Source organism: Pseudomonas sp. HS6-2 (assembly GCF_049325675.2).
Classification (GTDB): Bacteria; Pseudomonadota; Gammaproteobacteria; order Pseudomonadales; family Pseudomonadaceae; genus Aquipseudomonas; species Aquipseudomonas putida_N.
This window is the reverse complement of record NZ_CM143906.1, coordinates 1,818,240-1,838,808: the sequence shown is the minus strand read 5'-3', so window position 1 is coordinate 1,838,808 and position 20,569 is coordinate 1,818,240. Positions and strand designations below refer to the sequence as shown.

The window sequence follows — 20,569 nt, the reverse complement described above, 5'->3', positions numbered from 1 at the left end:
AAGGTCGGTCATCGTTCACGGTGATCGGCAGAGGTACATACTGTGGAAGCACACCTTCACGAATGGCTGAACCTGAGCATTCGCTGGGTTCACATGATCACCGGCGTGGCCTGGATCGGTGCATCGTTCTACTTCGTCTGGCTGGAGAACCACCTGAACCGAAGCAACCCGCGCGATGGGTTGTCGGGTGATCTCTGGGCGATTCACGGCGGTGGTATCTACCACCTGGAGAAATACAAGCTCGCCCCCCCGAAAATGCCCGAGAACCTGCACTGGTTCAAATGGGAAGCCTACTTCACCTGGATGTCCGGTATCGCCCTGCTGTGCGTGGTGTTCTACTGGAACCCGAGCCTGTACCTGCTGGCACCCGGCAGCACCCTGAGCGGTGCCGAAGGCGTGGCCATCGGTATCGGTTCGCTGGTTGCCGGCTGGTTCATCTACGACTTCCTGTGCGACTCGCCGCTGGGCAAGCACCCTGCCCTGCTCGGCGCCGTACTGTTCGTCCTGATCATCGCCGCCTGCTTCGGCTTCAGCCTGGTGTTCAGCGGCCGTGGTGCGTACCTGCACACCGGTGCGATCATCGGCACCATCATGGTCGGTAACGTGTTCCGCATCATCATGCCAGCCCAGCGCCAGCTGGTGGCGGCGATCGAGAACAACCAGACCCCGGACCCGGTACTGCCAGCCAAGGGCCTGCTGCGTTCGCGTCACAACAACTACTTCACCCTGCCGGTGCTGTTCATCATGATCAGCAACCACTTCCCGAGCACCTACGGTAGCCAGTACAACTGGCTGATCCTGGCTGGCATCGCAGTAGCCGCGGTACTGATCCGCCACTACTTCAACACCCGCCACGACAGCAACAAGTACGCCTGGACCCTGCCGGTCGGCGCCCTGGCGATGATCTGCCTGGCCTACGTCACCGGCCCCAAGCCGATCGCCGTCAGCCCTGAGCAGGCCGCAGCGAAGGTCGAGTACCAGCCGCTGCCAGCCACCGCCGTCGGCGGCAAGACCGCTGCCGAGTTGCGCGCCGAGGAAGCCGCCAAGGCCGCCGAAGCCCCTGCCGCGCCAGCCGAGGCTCCGGCCCAGGCGACCGCACAGGCCGCCGGTGGCGACTTCGACAAGATCCACAAAGTCATCCAGGAACGCTGCAGCGTGTGCCACTCGTCGAAACCGACCAGCCCACTGTTCAGCGCAGCACCTGCCGGCGTGATGTTCGACACCCCGCAGCAGATCCAGGCCCAGGCCGCGCGCATTCAGGCGCAAGCGGTTGCCAGCCAGATCATGCCGCTGGGCAACATCACCCAGATGACCGCCGAAGAGCGCAAGCTCGTCGGTGACTGGATCGCCAAAGGCGCTCAGGTCAACTGATCCACCCTCTCCTGCCTGGGCGTCCGCGCGCCCAGGCGGGGGCGGCCTTGCGCCGCGAAGAGGCCGGCAACCCCGGCCTCGCCCTTATAGATTCATGCAACAAGCAAGCATCGAGCGTTCGACTGCGTGCGGGACCCCCAGGCTGCCTCCATCGGGCCTGCCGTATGCGACTGGCGCTTGGATCCGAGAATAAAAACAAAACTCGAGGTGCTGCATGTCCGAGTCACGCAAGGCGTACATTCCAGTTGCGCCGCCGCGACAGCCTCTGCCCCTGTTCCAACTGTTCCTGGTTGGCCTGCAACATGTGCTGCTGATGTACGGGGGTGCGATTGCCGTCCCTCTGATCATCGGCCAGGCCGCTGGTTTGTCTCGTGAAGAAGTCGCTTTCCTGATCAACGCCGACCTGCTGGTCGCCGGTGTCGCCACCATCATCCAGTCGTTCGGTATCGGCCCGGTCGGGATCCGCATGCCGGTGATGATGGGTGCCAGCTTCGCTGCCGTCGGCAGCATGGTGGCCATGGCCGGCATGCCGGGCGTAGGCCTGCAGGGGATCTTTGGCGCGACCATCGCTGCCGGGTTCTTCGGCATGCTGATCGCGCCGTTCATGTCCAAGGTCGTACGGTTCTTCCCGCCGCTGGTCACCGGTACGGTGATCACCTCGATTGGCCTGTCGCTGTTCCCGGTGGCAGTCAACTGGGCCGGTGGCGGCCAGAACGCCGCGACCTTCGGTTCGCCGATCTACCTGCTGGTGGCTGGCCTGGTGCTGGCCGTCATCCTGTTGATCAACCGCTTCATGCGCGGCTTCTGGGTCAACGTGTCGGTGCTGGTGGGCATGGGCCTGGGCTACATCCTGGCCGGCTCCATCGGCATGGTCGACCTGTCGGGCCTGAGCGACACGCCGTGGCTGCAAGTGGTGACGCCACTGCACTTTGGCATGCCGACCTTCAGCCTGGCGCCGATCCTGTCGATGTGCCTGGTGGTGGTGATCATCTTCGTCGAGTCCACCGGCATGTTCCTCGCCCTGGGCAAGGTGACAGACCGTGAAGTGACACCAGGGATGCTGCGTCGCGGCCTGTTGTGCGATGCCGGTGCGTCGTTCATCGCCGGCTTCTTCAACACCTTCACCCACTCCTCGTTCGCCCAGAACATCGGCCTGGTGCAGATGACTGGCGTGCGTTGCCGCTACGTCACGATCACGGCAGGTGCACTGCTGATCGCGCTCAGCCTGCTGCCCAAGGCGGCCTACCTGATCGCCTCGATCCCGCCTGCAGTACTGGGCGGCGCGTCCATCGCCATGTTCGGCATGGTCACCGCCACCGGGATCAAGATCCTCCAGGAAGCCGACATCGGCGACCGCCGCAACCAGCTGCTGGTGGCGGTGAGCGTCGGCTTCGGCCTGATCCCCGTGGTCAAGCCGGAGTTTTTCGCGCAGATGCCGCAGTGGATGGAACCCATCACCCATAGCGGGATCGCCATGGCCACGGTCAGTGCCCTGGTGCTCAACGTGCTGTTCAACATCCTCGGTGGTGCCGAGCGCGCCGTGCACAACGACGCCTGCCACGAGCATTGAGCCCTGAGCGGGGCGGCGCAGTTTGCCGCCCCTGCTCATTTTCCGCAGTAACCGCTTCACCGTCGGCCCGCCGGAATGGGCCGCTCGGGGCGCCTGCGCGCCGAAAAAACCGCCAACAAAAACAATAAGTCCGGGAATCACAACATGAAGCGCACCACCTCGTCCCTGCTGCTGGGCAGCAGCCTGCTGGCCACCCTCCCCGCCCATGCAGGCGATTGGCTGCTGTGGCACGGCGAAAGCCTGACGTACTTGTACGGCAAGGACTTCAAGATCAACCCCGATATCCAGCAGACCATCACCTTCGAACACGCCAACAAATGGAAGTACGGCGACACGTTCTTCTTCGTCGACAAGATCTTCTACAACGGCAAGGCCGACCCCGGCAAAGGCGAAGACACCTACTACGGCGAGTTCAGCCCACGCCTGTCGTTCGGCAAGATCTTCGACCAGAAGCTCGCCTTCGGCCCGATCAAGGACGTGCTGCTGGCGATGACCTACGAACGTGGCGAAGGCGACAACGAGGCCTACCTGATCGGCCCCGGCTTCGACCTGGACATTCCCGGCTTCAACTATTTCACCCTGAACTTCTATGTGCGTAACACCGAGGGTGACCGCCCCGGTGACAACGTCTGGCAGATCACCCCCGGCTGGTCCTACACCATCCCTGTGGGCAGGTCCGATATTCTGATCGACGGCTACATGGACTGGGTCACCGACAACGACCAGAACCACCGTGGCACCTACCACGCCAACCTGCACTTCAACCCGCAGATCAAGTACGACCTGGGCAAGACCCTGAACATCGGTGCCAAGCAGCTCTACGTCGGCTTCGAGTACAGCTACTGGAAGGACAAGTACGGCATCGACAGCCGCGGCAACCTGGACAGCAATCAGAGTGTCGCCAGCGCGCTGATCAAGGTACATTTCTGAAAACCTGATCAATCGCCCAGGTTTGAATCACTGTGCTCCAGGACGGAGCACTTGAGGCGCGGCGCGCAAGCCAGTAATCTGCGCGCCCCCTCGATCAAGGCAGGATGGATTCTGCCTGCGTTTACTGACCGCTCAGTCAATGAATTCGGGCGGTTGGCCAACGTGTTGCCAGCCTGAAAGACCCTTTTCATCCGTTCAGAACGAAGTCGAGCAGGAAGGTTTCGCCAACCCAGGAAAGTTGGCTCGACCCTTGCCAAACAGCTGTGGCCTATCGAAAAAAGCTGACTCAAAAGACAAAAAAGCGCCAACAACGAGCGCTGACAATAGATCAATCAAGGGAGCGACACTCGCAATGCGTACCATCAATAGCCTGATTCTCGCGGGCGGCCTGCTGGCCTGCGGCACCACCTTCGCCGGCGACCTGCTGCAGTGGCAGAACAACAGCCTGACCTACCTGTGGGGCAAGAACTTCAAGGTCAACCCCGATACCCAGCAGACCTTCACCTTCGAGCACGCCGATGGCTGGAAGTACGGCGACAACTTCTTCTTCGTCGACAAGATCTTCTACCAGGGCAAGAAGGACGCCAACAACGGTCCCAACAGCTACTATGGCGAGTTCAGCCCGCGCCTGTCGTTCGGCAAGATCTTCGACCAGAAGCTCGAGTTCGGCCCGGTCAAGGACGTGCTGCTGGCCGCGACCTACGAGTTTGGCGAGGGTGACGTCGAGTCGTACCTGATCGGCCCAGGCTTCGACCTGAACATCCCCGGTTTCGACTACTTCCAGCTGAACTTCTACAACCGCATGCCTGAAGGCAGCCGCGCGGGCAACAATGTCTGGCAGATCACCCCGGTCTGGTCCTACACCATTCCGGTCGGTGATTCTGACGTACTGATCGACGGCTTCATGGACTGGGTCGTCGACAACGACGAGAACCGTCACGGCACCTACCACGCCAACCTGCACTTCAACCCACAGATCAAGTACGACCTGGGCAAGGCCCTGCACCTGGGCGAGAAGCAGTTGTATGTGGGTGTCGAGTACGACTACTGGAAGGACAAGTACGGCATCAAGGACAGCGATGGCTTCACTACCGACCAGAACACCATGAGTTTGCTGGTGAAAGTGCACTTCTGATTCGGCTTGAACGTGAAAGCGCCGCCCTCTGGCGGCGCTTTCACAATCACGATTTGTAAGTTAAAGCTTACAACTTTTTAAGACTTATCTTGCTTAAAACCAAAACTGCCTTATAAGTCAAAAACAGGGCCGACGGCAATGCCATGCCAAAACCCAGCAATATCAACTCCACTTCGTGGTGCGGGATGACCCGAAAGATGTCCAACACCAGCACTGCTGCATTGATCGCCAATGCCAGGCCGAACATCGCACAGCACTTGTAAAGGGCCTGAGCGTCGGCGCTTCGCAGCAGGAAGCCAAAGCCCAGAGCCCCCCACGCCAGCGCCGTGAGCAGGTAGAGCGCCAGGTGGTAGGCGTCGTATGTCAGTACACCGAACATGTGATGTGCCCTCCCGAGCAAATCTGAAATGGCAAGTTACGACTATAAAGCCATCGCCTTCGCCTGCACTGCAAATTTTTGACATTATTTTTGCAATTTTTAGACTAAACTCGTTGCCCTCGCCCAACCAAGAAAGAAAACAGGCCAACTTGATGCGTACTCCCCTCGCCGCGCCATGGCGCTATCTGCTGCTACTCTGCTCAACCTGGTTCGGCATCTTCCTGCTGACACGTTTCATATTGCTGGCCACACATCTGGATGAGGTCAGCGGTAATTATTTCTCGATCTTCTTCGACGGTGCCCTCTACGACCTGAGCTTCCTCATTTACACCGCCCTGCCACTGGGCGTGTACCTGGTCCTGTGCCCGAATGCCTTGTGGCGCTCGCGTGCTCACCGCTGGCTGCTCGCCGGCTTGTGGGTGGTCAGCCTGTTCGTGATGCTGTTCGTCGCCGTGGCCGAGTGGCTGTTCTGGGACGAGTTCGGCGTACGCTTCAACTTCATCGCGGTCGACTACTTGGTCTATTCCAAGGAAGTGCTGGACAACATCCGCGAGTCCTACCCTCTGCCCACGCTGCTCAGCAGTATCGCGGTGGCCGCGGTCCTGCTCGCCCTGGTGCTGCGCAAGCCGCTGGCCCGAGCCCTCGCAGCCCCCGCCACCACCTCACGCCAGCGCTGGTCCGGGCTGGGCGTGCTGGCGGTGCTGGTCGGCCTGAACATCGTGGTGATCGATCAGCAGTTCCCGCGCGGCCAGGGCGGCAACGCCTACCAACGCGAACTGGCCAGCAACGGCCCGTACCAGTTCTTCGCCGCCTTCCGTAACAACGAACTGGACTACACCCAGTTCTACGCCAGCCTCGGCGCCAGCGAAGTCGGTGCGCAGATGCACCAGGAACTGGCCGAACCCAACGCCCGCTTCCAGGGCCAGGAACCTCAGGACATCCGCCGCCACGTCAGTGCCAGCGGTGAACAGCGCACCCCGAACATCATCCTGGTGACCATCGAGAGCTTCAGCGCCAAGTACATGGGCAGCAACGGCGATGCGCGCAACCTCACGCCAAACCTCGACGCCCTGCGCCGCGAGAGCCTGTATTTCAACAACTTCTACGCCACCGGCACCCGTACCGACCGCGGCCTGGAAGCCATCACCCTGTCGATACCGCCCACCCCGGGCCGCTCGATCGTCAAGCGCATCGGCCGCGAAAGCGGCTACGCCAGCCTTGGCCAGCAACTCACCGCCAAAGGCTACGATGCCGTCTTCGTCTATGGCGGGCGCGGTTACTTCGACAACATGAACGCGTTCTTCAGCGGCAATGGCTACCGCATCGTCGACCAAAGCAGCGTCGATGAAAGCGAAATCAGCTTCAAGAACGCCTGGGGCATGGCTGACGAGGACCTGTACCGGCAGACCCTCAAGCTGGCCGATGCCGATTACGCCCAGCAGAAGCCGTTCTTCCTGCAACTGATGACCACCTCGAACCACCGCCCCTACACCTACCCGGACGGCCGCATCGACATCCCGTCAGGCGACGGCCGCGAAGGCGCGGTGAAGTACACCGACCATGCCATCGCCCAATTCCTCAAGGAAGCCAAGGGCAAGCCATGGTTCGACAACACCCTGTTCGTCTTCGTCGCCGACCACACGGCCGGCAGCGCCGGGGTCGAGGACCTGCCGGTGAACAACTACCAGATCCCGCTGTGGATCTACGCGCCGAAAATGATCGAGCCCCGCGAAGACAACAAGCTGGCCAGCCAGATCGACCTAGCGCCTACTCTGCTGGGCCTGCTCAACTTCGACTACACCTCGACCTTCTTCGGCCGCGACCTGCTCAAGCAAGACGACCTGCCGCCACGCGTGCTGATCGGCAACTACCAGCACCTGGGGCTGTTCGACGGCAACAACTTGGCCATTCTCAGCCCACGTGGCGGCATGCGTGTGCATGAGGATGCCCTGGGCAAGAGCCACGAAACCACGGTCGCCAGCGACAACCCGCTGATCCGCCGGGCGATCGCCTACTACCAGAGCGCGGCCTACGGCTTCAGCCAGGGCCTGCTGGCCTGGAACCCTGAGGAGCAAGGCGTCGCAGCCGACAAGTGAGCCCTCATGTGGCGGGCCGCAGCGCCCGCCACAGTTTCCCCGCAACAGCTACCACTGCCAGTACAACGGCCCCGGCCAGCACACCGGCCATGCCATTGAGCAGGCCGCTGGTCAGCGCCCCTCCGCGCCCTTCGCTGAACGCCTCTATCGCGTGATGCAGCGGCGCCACCCCGTGTACCAGGATCCCGCCACCGACCAGGAACATCGCGGCGGTGCCGATCACCGACAGGCTTTTCATCATGTAGGGCGCGGCCCGCAGGATGCCGTTGCCGATCGAACGGGCCAGCGCTGAAGACTTCTGGGTCATCCACAGCCCCAGGTCGTCTAGCTTGACGATACCGCCCACCAGCCCATACACACCGATGGTCATGACCACTGCGATGCCCGACAGCACGATGATCTGCTGCGTCAGCGGCGAATCGGCGACGATACCCAAGGTAATGGCGATGATTTCCGCAGACAGGATGAAATCGGTACGCACCGCACCCTTGATCTTGGCTTTCTCGAACGCCACCAGATCGACAGTGGCATCGGCCACGGCCTCCTTGCGCGCCTCGTGCTGCAACTCGTCTTCTTCCTTGCTGTGCAGGAACTTGTGCGCCAGCTTCTCGAAACCCTCGAAGCACAGGTAGGCGCCGCCAAGCATCAGCAGCGGCGTCACCGCCCAGGGGATGAACGCGCTGATCAGCAGCGCCGCTGGCACCAGGATCGCCTTGTTCACCAGCGACCCCTTGGCCACCGCCCACACTACCGGGAGCTCGCGCTCGGCGCGCACGCCGGTGACCTGCTGGGCATTGAGCGCCAGGTCGTCACCCAGCACGCCTGCGGTCTTCTTTGCCGCGACCTTGGTCATCACCGAAACATCGTCGAGCACCGTGGCGATGTCGTCGATCAGTACCAGCAGACTGCTTGCGGCCATGGAAAACGCTTCCTTACGGTTTAAAGCCGCAGCATACCCCGCGCCGTTCAAGGTTCCCAGTCACCGCCCAAGCTCTGTTCGCTCCGCAACAGCAGCAACTGCCGGGTCGCACCGCTTGCTGGCTGGCCACCCCGGCGTGCAGCCTGCCCCGCCATTGCCCGGTTGGCGGCTACCCGCGAACGAACTACAGATCAAAACGAACAGGACCACACCTCAAGACAATTACGCCTAATCAATCCCTTGGCCAGCAACCGCAGAATCACTCGAACAAGCGTTGTCCCAACCTCAATCAAGCGGAACAAAACAGTGAATATAAGCATTATCGGTTGCGGCCATGGCGGCCAGGCACTGGCCGCGCACCTCACCTTGCTCGGCCACTCGATCACACTCTATGCAGATGAACAACATCCCGGCGACCTGCATGGCATCCATGCCCATACCATCACGCTCACGGGCAGGATCAAAGCGACAACCACGCTTACCGCCATGACCACCGATATCGAAATGGCCGTGCGAAATGCAGACATCATCTATTTGTCCCTGCCAACCCATGCGCACTTGCCGCAGTTTCGCAAGATGTTGCCATTTCTGGTCGACAATCAGATCATCGTCTCGCTAGCCGGCAACTTCAGCGCTCTTTATTTGTACAGGGAACTCAGGCGGCAGCCGCACGCACCGGCCATCCATATAGCAGATACCGCTTCACTGCCATATGCCTGCCGAGCGCATCGCCCCGGCCATGTCGAAATCATCGAAATCAAGCGGTCGATGCAACTGGCGGCAATGCCGGCCAAGAGCACACCCTTCATCATGACCAAGCTGTCGGCAAGCTTCCCATGCAAGCTAAGCGCCAGCACCTCTGTCCTGGAACTTGGTCTGAATATCACCAGTGCAATCAGCCACCCCACGGTAATGATCACCAACGCCGGGCGGATTGGCGAAGGCCAGGCAGAGTTCTACTTTTACAAAGAGGGTATCGGCGCCAGTACGGCAAGGCTGATCCAGGCCCTGGACAACGACAGAATCAACATAGGCCAACGCTACGGTCTGCAACTACCGAGCTACCTGGACAACATGAACAGCTTTTACGGGTATGACTTCAGCACCATCCACGGCTTCTTCACGCAATCCCCGGCACACAATGCACTGAAACTCTGCCCTGCCTCGGTGAACAACAGATACCTCACTCAGGATATCCCCTACGTAATGCTGCCGTGGTACAGCCTGGGTCTGCATGCCCACTACGACTCTGCCGTAATGAAATCACTCATCACCCTGTCGTCTTTACTCAACGACACCTGCTATTTCTCCCAGGGCAGGGCAATCGCCAAAGACCTTTTCAACGGCATGAGCATGGATGATATCCAGCAGTACATGCAGTATGGGGCCTGACTTCCATCATGAATGATTTCCGCAAGGCAACCCTGTACATGCTGGCGGCCTATGCCAGCATCGTGATCATGAGCGGCATGGTCAAAGAGGCGTCGAACCATGATGTTCCGCCCACCCAGACACTGTTCTTTCGCTTTTTTCTCGGCCTTCTGTTCACGGTGCCACTGATCATCAGGGAGCGGGCATTCAGTTGGCGAATCCTTGACTTCAGGTCCAGCATGGTGCGAAACGGAGCCGGTCTGTTGAGCATGCTTTTCATGTTCTACAGCCTCAAGTACCTGCCGCTCTCGACCGCCATAATCCTGTCAAATACATCAGCATTTTTTGCGCCGCTGTTCATCTTGATCATCTACAAGAAGAAAACCTCACTGGCCACACTGGCCTGTACCGCCGGTGGGTTCGTCGGCGTCTGCATGCTGCTTTATGAACCTGGCCTGGGCGAAAGCCGCTTGCCCTACCTGCTGACTGCGCTGCTGGGTGCGATTTTCGCCGCTCTCGCCTACATGGGCGTCAAATCCCTGAGTCGTCAACACTCAGCGCTGAACATCATTTTCTATTTCTTCCTTAGCGGAACGGTGATTCTGCCGTTTACCTACACCTCGGACTGGGTTGTGCCTTCAGCGCACGAAGCACTGCTTCTTGGCCTCGTCGGTGTGTTCGGCCTCGGCTTCCAACTGTTCGCGACCAAAGCCTTCGCCTTGGCAGAAGTCAGTGAAATCACCCCATTTATCTTCATCAGTGTCATCCTGTCGGCGATATCGGATTGGGTACTCTGGGGTACGGTTCCCGATACCAGGTTCTGGATCGGAACTGCCGTGATTCTGATCAGCCTGCACACGCTGAGCGTATTCAACAGGCAGCAGACGCGCGCTGCCCGCAAATCTGCCTGACTTTCATCAACGCAAGCGGTTCCTCGCATGGGTGCTCTGTCCAGCGGTTCTTGATAACATCCTCGCTCGCAGCGTCAAAGGACCGTCCCACCATGAGCACCATCCGCGAGCGCAACAAGGAACTGATCCTGCGCGCAGCCAGTGAAGAATTCGCTGACAAAGGTTTCGCCGCCACCAAGACCAGCGATATCGCCGCCAAGGCCGGCCTGCCCAAGCCAAATGTCTATTACTACTTCAAATCCAAGGACAACCTCTATCGCGAGGTCCTGGAGAGCATCATCGCGCCGATCATGCAGGCCTCGACGCCGTTCAATGCCGACGGGGATCCGAAAGAGGTGTTGAGTGCGTACATCCGCTCGAAGATCCGCATTTCGCGTGACCTGCCCCATGCCTCGAAGGTGTTCGCCAGCGAAATCATGCATGGCGCACCACACCTGTCGCCGAACCAGGTGGAGCAGTTGAACGAGCAGGCCCGGCACAACATCGAGTGCATCCAGCGCTGGATCGACCGCGGACAGATCGCCCATGTCGATGCCCACCACCTGATGTTCAGCATCTGGGCCGCGACCCAGACCTATGCCGATTTCGATTGGCAGATTTCCGCAGTGACCGGCAAGGCCAAACTGGCCGACAGTGACTACGATGCTGCGGCTGACACCATCATTCGCATGGTGCTCAAGGGCTGTGAGCCCGGGGTAGCCTGAAGCTCAGTGGTGGCTTCTTCGCGGGACAAGCCCGCTCCTACATAAGATCGCGTTCCCCTGTAGGAGCGGGCTTGTCCCGAGAATAGGCCGGTACAAGAGATAGAGATTTAAGCCGCTACACCCGCGTCAGCCTTCAACCCCACCTCTTCGATCGCACTGATCGCGCACTGCTCGTCGATATCCGACGTATCGCCGCTGATCCCCACCGCTCCCAGCACCTTGCCGTCCTGATCACGAATCAGCACACCGCCCGGTGCCGGCACCACTGGCCGCTCGCCCAGGCCGTTCAACGCCGCGAAAAACGCCGGCCGCTGCTGCGCATCCAGCGCCAGCAGGCGCGAGCCCTTGCCCAGGGCAATCGCACCCCAGGCCTTGCCGGTAGCCACTTCCGGCCGAATCAGGCTGGCGCCGTCCTCGCGCTGCAAGGCCAGCAGATGCCCGCCGGCATCGAGCACGGCCACGGTCAGTGGCGCTGCATTGATCTTGCGGCCCGCCGCCAGCGCGGCGTTCACCAGGCTGACAGCGACTTTCAGGTTCAAAGCGTTCATGGAAAGGTCCTCTTCTTGTTGTGAGAAGCCCTGAGGGCAGGTGAAAAACCGATGAGTCAATAGAACACAACTGAATCTTTTTTTGTATACAATAAATTGAAACGATCGTATGCGAGATCGCAAACCGCCGTTTTCACGGGCGCTCGAACGAAAGCCAGCTTGTCCGACGAAAACCCGTTGACCTGAGCGGCCAGCCATGAATACACTCTGGCACAAAGCAAGTTGTATACAATTACAAAATCGATGAGGCACAAACCATGAGCAAAATGAGAGCAATCGATGCAGCCGTTCTGGTCATGCGCCGTGAAGGTGTAGATACCGCGTTCGGCATCCCGGGGGCTGCCATCAACCCGTTGTACTCGGCCCTGAAGAAAGTCGGTGGCATCGATCACGTCCTCGCTCGTCACGTCGAAGGCGCCTCGCACATGGCCGAGGGCTACACCCGTGCCAACCCAGGCAACATCGGCGTGTGCATCGGCACCTCCGGCCCTGCCGGCACCGACATGGTCACCGGCCTGTACAGCGCCTCGGCCGACTCCATCCCGATCCTCTGCATCACCGGCCAGGCACCCCGTGCCCGCCTGCACAAGGAAGACTTCCAGGCCGTCGACATCACCAACATCGTCAAGCCGGTCACCAAGTGGGCCACCACCGTTCTGGAGCCAGGCCAGGTGCCTTACGCCTTCCAGAAGGCCTTCTATGAAATGCGCACCGGCCGCCCGGGCCCTGTGCTGATCGACCTGCCGTTCGACGTGCAGATGGCCGAAATCGAATTCGACATCGACGCCTACGAGCCATTGGCAATCAACAAGCCGTCCGCTACCCGCGTACAGGCCGAGAAAGCCTTGGCCCTGCTCAATGACGCCGAGCGCCCACTGCTGGTAGCCGGTGGCGGCATCATCAACGCCGACGCCAGCGACAAGCTGGTCGAGTTCGCCGAACTGACCGGCGTACCGGTGATCCCTACCCTGATGGGCTGGGGCACAATCCCGGACGACCACGCACAGATGGTCGGCATGGTCGGCCTGCAGACTTCGCACCGCTACGGCAACGCCACCCTGCTGAAGTCCGACCTGGTGTTCGGTATCGGTAACCGTTGGGCCAACCGCCACACCGGATCCGTCGACGTCTACACCGAAGGCCGCAAGTTCGTGCACGTGGACATCGAACCGACCCAGATCGGCCGCGTGTTCACCCCGGACCTGGGTATCGTTTCCGACGCCGGCAAGGCGCTGGACGTGTTCCTCGAAGTGGCCCGCGAGTGGAAAGCCGCTGGCAAGCTGAAGTGCCGCAAGGCCTGGCTGGAAGACTGCCAGCAGCGCAAGTCGAGCCTGCAACGCAAGACCCACTTCGACAACGTGCCGGTCAAGCCGCAGCGCGTGTACGAAGAGATGAACCAGGTGTTTGGCAAGGACACCTGCTACGTCAGCACCATCGGCCTGTCGCAGATCGCTGGCGCGCAGTTCCTGCACGTGTACAAGCCACGCCACTGGATCAACTGCGGCCAGGCCGGCCCGCTGGGCTGGACCATCCCTGCCGCGCTGGGCGTGGTCAAAGCCGATCCGAAGCGCAAGGTCGTCGCGCTGTCGGGTGACTACGACTTCCAGTTCATGATCGAAGAACTGGCCGTCGGTGCGCAGTTCAACCTGCCGTACGTCCACGTCCTGGTGAACAACGCCTACCTGGGCCTGATCCGTCAGGCACAGCGTGGCTTCGACATGGATTACTGTGTACAACTGGCGTTCGAGAACATCAACTCGACCGACGCTGCCACCTACGGTGTCGACCACGTTGCGGTGGTCGAAGGCCTGGGCTGCAAGGCCATCCGTGTGTTCGAGCCGGCCGAGATCGCCCCTGCCCTGCTCAAGGCACAGAAGATGGCCGAAGAGTTCCGCGTGCCGGTCGTGGTCGAAGTGATCCTCGAGCGTGTGACCAACATTTCCATGGGCACCGAGATCAACGCGGTCAACGAGTTCGAAGACCTGGCCCTGGTCGGCAACGACGCGCCAACCGCCATCTCGATGCTCGACTGATCGCCTGACGCCCCCAGGCTTGCCCTGGGGGCCTTCATCGCAAGGAGACAACCCATGCCTCGCTTCGCTGCCAACCTGTCCATGCTGTTCACCGAACAGGACTTCCTGGCCCGCTTCAAGGCTGCCGCCGACGCTGGCTTCAGCGGCGTCGAATACCTGTTCCCATACGACTTCAGCGCTGCCGAAATCAAGCAGCAGCTGGACGCCCACGGCCTGACCCAGGTGCTGTTCAACCTGCCGGCGGGCGATTGGTCGAAAGGTGAGCGCGGTATCACCTGCCACCCTGACCGCGTCGAAGAATTCCGCGCTGGCGTAGACAAGGCCATCGAGTACGCCAAGGTCCTGGGCAACACCCAGGTCAACGCCCTGGCCGGTATCCGTCCACAAGGCCTGCAGTGCGCCGACGTGCGCAAGACCTTCGTGGAAAACCTGCGCTACGCCGCCGACAAGTTGAAAGCTGCCGGGATCCGTCTGGTCATGGAAATGATCAACACCCGCGACATCCCCGGCTTCTACCTGAACACCACAAAACAGGCGCTGGAAATCCAGGCCGAAGTCGGCAGTGACAACCTGTTCCTGCAGTACGACATCTACCACATGCAGATCATGGAAGGTGACCTGGCTCGCACCATGGAAGCCAACCTGAAACTGATCAACCACATCCAGCTGGCCGACAACCCGGGCCGCAACGAACCAGGCACTGGCGAGATCAACTACCGCTTCCTGTTCGAACACCTGGACCGCATCGGCTACCAGGGCTGGGTGGGCGCGGAATACAAGCCGCTGACCACCACCGAAGCGGGCCTGGGCTGGCTGAAAACGCACAACGCGATCTGAATCACTGCTCCCACTGGGAATGCGAACAAATATAAAGAGGTAATTTCTCATGGCTAAAATCGGTTTCCTCGGCACCGGCATCATGGGCAAGCCCATGGCGCAGAACCTGCAAAAAGCAGGTCACAGCATCTTCGTTTCCACCCACCACGACGCTGCCCCGGCCGACCTGATCGCCGCTGGCGCAGTGGCCCTGGCCAACCCGAAAGAAGTGGCCCAGGAAGCTGAATTCATCATCGTCATGGTCCCGGACACCCCGCAGGTCGAAAGCGTCCTGTTCGGTGAAAACGGCGTCGCCGAAGGCGTGGGCCCGAACAAGGTGGTGATCGACATGAGCTCGATCTCCCCTACCGCCACCAAAGCCTTCGCCGAGAAGATCAAGGCCACCGGCGCCGCCTACCTGGACGCCCCGGTGTCCGGCGGTGAAGTCGGTGCCAAGGCCGCGACCCTGAGCATCATGGTCGGTGGCTGCCCGAAAGCCTTCGAGCGCGCCCAGCCGCTGTTCGAAGCCATGGGCAAGAACATCACCCGCGTCGGTGGCAACGGCGACGGTCAGACCGCCAAGGTGGCCAACCAGATCATCGTCGCCCTGAACATCCAGGCCGTGGCCGAAGCCCTGCTGTTCGCCGCCAAGAACGGCGCCGACCCAGCCAAGGTGCGTGAGGCCCTGATGGGTGGCTTCGCTTCGTCGAAGATCCTCGAAGTGCATGCCGAGCGCATGATCAAAGGCACCTTCGACCCAGGCTTCCGCATCAACCTGCACCAGAAGGACCTCAACCTGGCCCTGCAAGGCGCCAAGGAACTGGGCATCAACCTGCCCAACACCTCCAATGCCCAGCAAGTGTTCAACACCTGCCAGGCCCTGGGCGGCGGCAACTGGGACCACTCGGCGCTGATCAAAGGCCTGGAGCACATGGCCAACTTCTCGATCCGCGACGACAAGTAAGACGTTCACACCCTTGAGCCTGCGACCACAGGCTCAAGGGTGACCCCGAGCAACACCCGCCCCTGGTTCGGCCTGCACGGAGGCAGTTCCAGGGGCGTTTTCGATTCTGCAGAACAACAATAAATGGGAGCCTGCCATGTCGGTCGATCCGCAAAAACTTCTCCGCGACCTGTTCGACACAGCCATCGCCGCCGCCCACCCACGCCAAGTCCTCGAACCCTACCTGCCCGCCGACCGTAGCGGCCGGGTCATCGTCATCGGCGCCGGCAAGGCCGCTGCCGCCATGGCCGAAGTGGTCGAAAAGAGCTGGCAGGGCGAGGTCTCCGGGCTGGTCGTGACCCGCTACGGTCACGGCGCCAACTGCCAGAAGATCGAAGTGGTCGAAGCCGCCCACCCGGTCCCCGACGCCGCCGGCCTGGCCGTGGCCAAGCGCGTGCTGGAGCTGGTCAGCAACCTCAACGAAGAAGACCGCGTCATCTTCCTGCTGTCTGGCGGTGGGTCCGCCCTGCTGGCACTGCCTGCCGAAGGCCTGACCCTGGCGGACAAGCAACAGATCAACAAGGCGCTGCTCAAATCCGGCGCCACCATCGGCGAGATGAACTGCGTGCGCAAGCACCTCTCGGCGATCAAGGGCGGCCGCCTGGCCAAGGCCTGCTGGCCAGCCACCGTCTACACCTATGCGATTTCCGACGTGCCTGGCGACCTGGCCACCGTCATCGCCTCCGGCCCGACCGTGGCCGACCCGAGCACCTCGGCCGATGCCCTGGCGATCCTCAAGCGCTACAACATCGAAGCACCGAAAGCCGTCATCGACTGGCTCAACAACCCCGCCTCGGAAACCGTCAAGGCCGATGACCCGGCCCTGGCCCGCAGCCACTTCCAACTGATCGCCAAGCCCCAGCAATCGCTCGAAGCCGCCGCAGTGAAAGCCCGCCAGGCCGGTTTCAGCCCGCTGATCCTCGGTGACCTGGAAGGTGAATCGCGCGAAGTCGCCAAGGTACACGCGGGCATCGCCCGGCAGATTGTGCTGCACGGCCAGCCGCTGAAGGCGCCCTGCGTGATCCTCTCCGGCGGTGAAACCACCGTCACCGTGCGCGGCAACGGCCGTGGCGGGCGCAACGCCGAGTTCCTGCTCAGCCTCACCGAAAGCCTCAAGGGCCTGCCGGGCGTGTATGCCTTGGCCGGTGACACCGACGGCATCGACGGTTCGGAAGAAAACGCCGGCGCCTTAATGACCCCGGGCAGCTATGCCCGCGCCGAAGCCCTGGGCCTGTCGGCAAGCGACGAGCTGGACAACAACAACGGCTATGGCTACTTCGCCGCGCTCGATGCACTGATCGTCACCGAGCCGACCCGTACCAACGTCAACGACTTCCGCGCCATCCTGATCCTCGAGACTGCCCAATCATGACGCCTGATAAAAAAGTAAAGATCCTCGCCACCCTCGGCCCTGCGATCAAAGGCATCGACGACATCCGCCAGCTGGTCGAAGCCGGGGTGAACATCTTCCGCCTCAACTTCAGTCACGGTGAGCACGCCGACCACGCCCTGCGCTACCAGTGGATCCGCGAAGTCGAGCAGCAGCTGAACTACCCACTGGGCATCCTCATGGACCTGCAAGGGCCGAAGCTGCGCGTCGGCCGCTTCGCCGAGGGCAAGGTCCAGCTGCAACGCGGCCAGGCCCTGCGCCTGGACCTGGACAAGACCCCAGGCGACAGCCGCCGGGTCAACCTGCCCCACCCGGAAATCATCGCGGCGCTGGAGCCAGGCATGGACCTGCTGCTCGACGACGGCAAGCTGCGCCTGCGGGTGACCGCCAAGCACAATGACGCCATCGACACCGAAGTGCTGAACGGCGGCGAGCTGTCTGACCGCAAGGGCGTCAACGTGCCGCAAGCGGTGCTCGACCTCTCCCCGCTCACCGAAAAAGACCGCCGCGACCTGGCCTTCGGCCTGGAACTGGGCGTGGACTGGGTAGCCCTGTCGTTCGTGCAGCGCCCGGAAGACATCGTCGAAGCGCGCCAGCTGATCGGCGACCGCGCCTATCTGATGGCCAAGATCGAGAAGCCCTCGGCGGTCGAGCAACTGCAAGCCATCGCTGAACTGGCGGATGCGATCATGGTTGCCCGTGGCGACTTGGGCGTGGAAGTGCCGGCCGAAAGCGTGCCGCAGATCCAGAAGCGCATCATCGGCACCTGCCGCCAGCTGGGCAAGCCGGTCGTTGTAGCCACCCAGATGCTCGAATCGATGCGTTTCTCGCCAGCACCGACCCGCGCCGAAGTCACCGACGTGGCCAACGCCGTCGCCGAAGGCGCCGACGCGGTGATGCTGTCGGCCGAGACCGCCTCGGGTGACTACCCGCTGGAAGCCGTGCAGATGATGAGCAAGATCATCCGCCAGGTGGAGAACGGCCCGGACTACCAGGCCCAGCTCGACGTCGGCCGGCCGAAGGCCGAGGCCACCGTATCGGACGCCATCAGCTGCGCGATCCGCCGTATCAGCGGCATCCTGCCGGTGGCGGTGCTGGTCAACTACAGCGAGTCGGGGGCGTCGACCCTGCGTGCCGCCCGCGAACGGCCACGGGCGCCGATCCTCAACCTGACGCCGAACCTGGCCACCGCCCGCCGCCTGAGCGTGGCCTGGGGTGTGCACTCGGTGGTCAACGACCGCCTGCGCCAGGTCGACGAGGTGGTTTCCACCGCGCTGGAGATTGCTCAGGCTCAGGGTATGGCCAGCCGTGGTGACACGCTGCTGATCACTGCCGGCGTGCCTTTCGGCAAGCCGGGTTCGACTAATACCTTGCGGATCGAGACCCTGGCCTGAGATCGCCGGGGGCGCTCTGCGCCCCTTTCGCGGGTCAAGCCCGCTCCTACAGAAGAATGCGATTCCCTGTAGGAGCGGGCTTGACCCGCGATGGAGGGCAAAGCCCTCCCAACACACCAAACCTGCGGAAAACCGAGGCCCAAAGAGGCCCACCGCTCCCCATCAACCCTTGCTGACTGCCCATGTACACCAAGAATTTCGTCAACCCGTGCCCCGACTGGGCCACGGCGCTGCTCAACGGCTTCAGCCAAGTGCTGCTGCTGCGCAACCCCCTGTGCGGCCTGTGCTGCCTGCTGGCCATCCTGCTGACCGCCCCCGACCTGGTCGGCGGTGCCCTGCTCGGCGCCCTGTCAGGCCTGCTCACCGCCCAACGCCGCGGCTACGACCGCGCCGACCGCCAAGCCGGGCTGTACAGCTACAACGGCGTGCTGATCGGCATCCTGATCAGCGCCGTGCTGCCCTGGTCGGTGATCCTGCCGGCGCTGATCATCGCCGCCGGCGGCCTGTCGAGCATCATCACCCATCAATGGCGCAAGCGCGGCGGCAAGCTGCTGGTCGCCTATACCGCACCGTTCGTGCTGCTCGGCTGGGTTGCCCTGCTGTTCGCAAGCCCCGCGCCCAGCGGCTTCGTCGAGGCAGAACCTGCCTATGCCCTGGCGCGTGGCGTGGGGCAGATCTTCCTGCTCGACCAACCGCTGGCCGGGTTGCTGATCATTATCGGGATGCTCATTGCCAACCCCTATGCGGCGATGTGGGCCGTGCTCGGTTCAGCCATTGGCGGCGGTGTGGCACTGCTCGCAGACCAAGCCCAAGCCGCATGGCTCGGCATGTACGGCTTCAATGCCGCGCTGGCAGCGTTGGCGTTCAGCCGCCAGGGTGAAAGGCCTTGGGTAACGTTGCTGGCCATTGCCCTGGCCCTGCTGCTGCAACCGTTGTTCAAGCTATTGCCTGTCTCCGGTTTGACTGCGCCCTTCGTCGCTGCTTGCTGGCTGATGCATCTGGGCAGCCACCTGGCCCAGCCCCGACAGCGCAACCCCAGCCGCTTGCACAGCTGAAACGCAGCCCCTAGGCTCTGCCCATCGCAATTGTGGAACGAGCCAATGAACAACCCTGCGAGCCTGCGCGAGCAGCTCTACGTCATCGTCTTCCAGACCGACACCGTGGCTGGAAGACGCTTCGACAAAATCCTCCTGCTGATCATCCTGGCCAGCCTGGTCACGGTAATCCTCGACAGCATCGACGATGTGCACCAGGGCTACGCCGGCCTGCTGGCCGCCATCGAATGGGGCTTCACCGCGATCTTTCTGGCCGAGTACCTCACCCGCCTGTACTGCTCGCCCAAGCCCTTGCGCTATGCCTTCAGCTTCTACGGCCTGGTCGATTTGCTGGCGATCGTGCCGGGGATCATCGCCCTGTACTACAGCGACGCCCAGTACCTGCTGATCATCCGGGTGATACGGATGCTGCGGATCTTCCGCGTGCTCAAGCTCAGCCCCTACCTCAAGCAGGCGCATTACCTGCTGGAGGCGCTGCGCGGCAGCAAGCAGAAGATCATCGTATTCCTGGTCACCGTTTCGACGCTGGTGACCGTGTTCGGCACCTTGATGTATGTGATCGAAGGGCCGGAACATGGCTTTACCAGCATCCCCAAAGGGATCTACTGGGCCATCGTCACGCTCACCACGGTGGGATTTGGCGACATCGTGCCAAAGACACCGCTGGGGCAAGTGCTGTCGTCGTTGGTGATGATCACCGGTTACTCGATCATTGCCGTGCCGACCGGGATCTTTACCGCCGAGCTGGCCAATGCCATGCGCGGCGAGCAGCTGCAACATGACTGCCCGACCTGCAGCAAGAAGACCCATGAGCATGGCGCGGCATTCTGCTCGCGCTGCGGTAATGTGCTGTTTCCAAAAACCGAATAAGCAAAGAGCCATTCGGTCTTTAATCGTTCAAGAACCAAACGTTATAGTTGCTGGCAAATTGCCAAACATTTGAA

Annotated in this window: 18 protein-coding genes; 15 read left to right on the top strand and 3 right to left on the bottom strand. The window is 61.7% G+C overall.

Going from position 1 to position 20,569, the window contains the following annotated elements; translation table 11 throughout:
• The first annotated feature begins 42 nt into the window (after window positions 1-42).
• From ACOKS3_RS08635 to ACOKS3_RS08620, 4 genes are all read left to right on the top strand, one after another.
• Window positions 43-1,371, top strand: a complete 1,329-nt coding sequence (locus ACOKS3_RS08635; protein ID WP_103446551.1) for a urate hydroxylase PuuD — start codon at window positions 43-45, stop codon at window positions 1,369-1,371.
• 214 nt (window positions 1,372-1,585) lie between these two features.
• Complete coding sequence (locus ACOKS3_RS08630; protein WP_103446550.1) at window positions 1,586-2,941, top strand: nucleobase:cation symporter-2 family protein; 1,356 nt, start codon at window positions 1,586-1,588, stop codon at window positions 2,939-2,941.
• Window positions 2,942-3,085: 144 nt separating this feature from the next.
• Window positions 3,086-3,871 carry an outer membrane protein OmpK gene (locus ACOKS3_RS08625; protein WP_103448220.1) on the top strand — a complete coding sequence of 262 codons (786 nt, stop codon included), beginning with the start codon at window positions 3,086-3,088 and terminating at the stop codon, window positions 3,869-3,871.
• A gap of 352 nt (window positions 3,872-4,223) precedes the next feature.
• Window positions 4,224-5,006 (top strand): outer membrane protein OmpK, encoded by a 783-nt coding sequence (locus ACOKS3_RS08620; RefSeq protein ID WP_103446549.1) that lies wholly within the window; start codon window positions 4,224-4,226, stop codon window positions 5,004-5,006.
• A gap of 67 nt (window positions 5,007-5,073) precedes the next feature.
• Here the strand turns inward: ACOKS3_RS08620 and ACOKS3_RS08615 are convergent, their stop codons facing one another.
• Entirely contained in the window at window positions 5,074-5,385 is a 312-nt protein-coding gene (locus ACOKS3_RS08615) for a hypothetical protein (RefSeq protein WP_103446548.1), read from the bottom strand.
• A 152-nt stretch (window positions 5,386-5,537) separates the two neighbouring features.
• On the opposite strand from ACOKS3_RS08615, the gene ACOKS3_RS08610 reads away from it, so the two are divergent.
• Complete coding sequence (locus tag ACOKS3_RS08610) at window positions 5,538-7,481, top strand: LTA synthase family protein (protein WP_103446547.1); 1,944 nt, start codon at window positions 5,538-5,540, stop codon at window positions 7,479-7,481.
• A gap of 4 nt (window positions 7,482-7,485) precedes the next feature.
• On the opposite strand, the gene ACOKS3_RS08605 is transcribed toward ACOKS3_RS08610, so the two are convergent.
• A complete protein-coding gene (locus tag ACOKS3_RS08605; protein WP_103446546.1) occupies window positions 7,486-8,400 on the bottom strand; it encodes a DUF808 domain-containing protein in 915 nt (304 codons plus the stop codon).
• 306 nt (window positions 8,401-8,706) lie between these two features.
• Here ACOKS3_RS08605 and ACOKS3_RS08600 point away from each other — a divergent pair, with 306 nt between their 5' ends.
• From ACOKS3_RS08600 to ACOKS3_RS08590, 3 genes are all read left to right on the top strand, one after another.
• Window positions 8,707-9,792 carry an NAD/NADP-dependent octopine/nopaline dehydrogenase family protein gene (locus ACOKS3_RS08600; RefSeq protein WP_146048965.1) on the top strand — a complete coding sequence of 362 codons (1,086 nt, stop codon included), beginning with the start codon at window positions 8,707-8,709 and terminating at the stop codon, window positions 9,790-9,792.
• A gap of 8 nt (window positions 9,793-9,800) precedes the next feature.
• A complete protein-coding gene (locus ACOKS3_RS08595) occupies window positions 9,801-10,682 on the top strand; it encodes a DMT family transporter (RefSeq protein ID WP_103446544.1) in 882 nt (293 codons plus the stop codon).
• Window positions 10,683-10,774: 92 nt separating this feature from the next.
• A complete protein-coding gene (locus ACOKS3_RS08590; protein ID WP_422763248.1) occupies window positions 10,775-11,386 on the top strand; it encodes a TetR/AcrR family transcriptional regulator in 612 nt (203 codons plus the stop codon).
• 107 nt (window positions 11,387-11,493) lie between these two features.
• Here the strand turns inward: ACOKS3_RS08590 and ACOKS3_RS08585 are convergent, their stop codons facing one another.
• Window positions 11,494-11,934: a GlcG/HbpS family heme-binding protein gene (locus ACOKS3_RS08585; protein WP_008091653.1), complete on the bottom strand. Its 441-nt coding sequence runs from the start codon at window positions 11,932-11,934 to the stop codon at window positions 11,494-11,496.
• Window positions 11,935-12,191: 257 nt separating this feature from the next.
• Here ACOKS3_RS08585 and gcl point away from each other — a divergent pair, with 257 nt between their 5' ends.
• The 7 genes from gcl (at window position 12,192) to ACOKS3_RS08550 (ending at window position 20,495) form a co-directional block, all read left to right on the top strand.
• The gene (gene gcl / locus ACOKS3_RS08580; RefSeq protein WP_103446542.1) at window positions 12,192-13,967 is read left to right on the top strand and encodes a glyoxylate carboligase; all 1,776 of its coding nucleotides are present in this window, start codon (window positions 12,192-12,194) and stop codon (window positions 13,965-13,967) included.
• A 54-nt stretch (window positions 13,968-14,021) separates the two neighbouring features.
• Window positions 14,022-14,804, top strand: coding sequence for a hydroxypyruvate isomerase (gene hyi / locus ACOKS3_RS08575; RefSeq protein ID WP_103446541.1), 783 nt, complete (start codon window positions 14,022-14,024; stop codon window positions 14,802-14,804).
• A 49-nt stretch (window positions 14,805-14,853) separates the two neighbouring features.
• Entirely contained in the window at window positions 14,854-15,747 is an 894-nt protein-coding gene (locus ACOKS3_RS08570) for a 2-hydroxy-3-oxopropionate reductase (RefSeq protein WP_103446540.1), read from the top strand.
• A gap of 136 nt (window positions 15,748-15,883) precedes the next feature.
• The gene (locus ACOKS3_RS08565) at window positions 15,884-17,158 is read left to right on the top strand and encodes a glycerate kinase type-2 family protein (RefSeq protein ID WP_103446539.1); all 1,275 of its coding nucleotides are present in this window, start codon (window positions 15,884-15,886) and stop codon (window positions 17,156-17,158) included.
• Window positions 17,155-18,570, top strand: a complete 1,416-nt coding sequence (pyk, locus tag ACOKS3_RS08560; RefSeq protein WP_103446538.1) for a pyruvate kinase — start codon at window positions 17,155-17,157, stop codon at window positions 18,568-18,570. The genes ACOKS3_RS08565 and pyk overlap by 4 nt, the downstream gene beginning before the upstream one ends.
• A 182-nt stretch (window positions 18,571-18,752) precedes the next feature.
• The gene (locus ACOKS3_RS08555; protein WP_422763247.1) at window positions 18,753-19,625 is read left to right on the top strand and encodes an urea transporter; all 873 of its coding nucleotides are present in this window, start codon (window positions 18,753-18,755) and stop codon (window positions 19,623-19,625) included.
• A gap of 45 nt (window positions 19,626-19,670) precedes the next feature.
• A complete protein-coding gene (locus ACOKS3_RS08550; RefSeq protein WP_103446536.1) occupies window positions 19,671-20,495 on the top strand; it encodes an ion transporter in 825 nt (274 codons plus the stop codon).
• The last annotated feature ends 74 nt before the right edge of the window (window positions 20,496-20,569 follow it).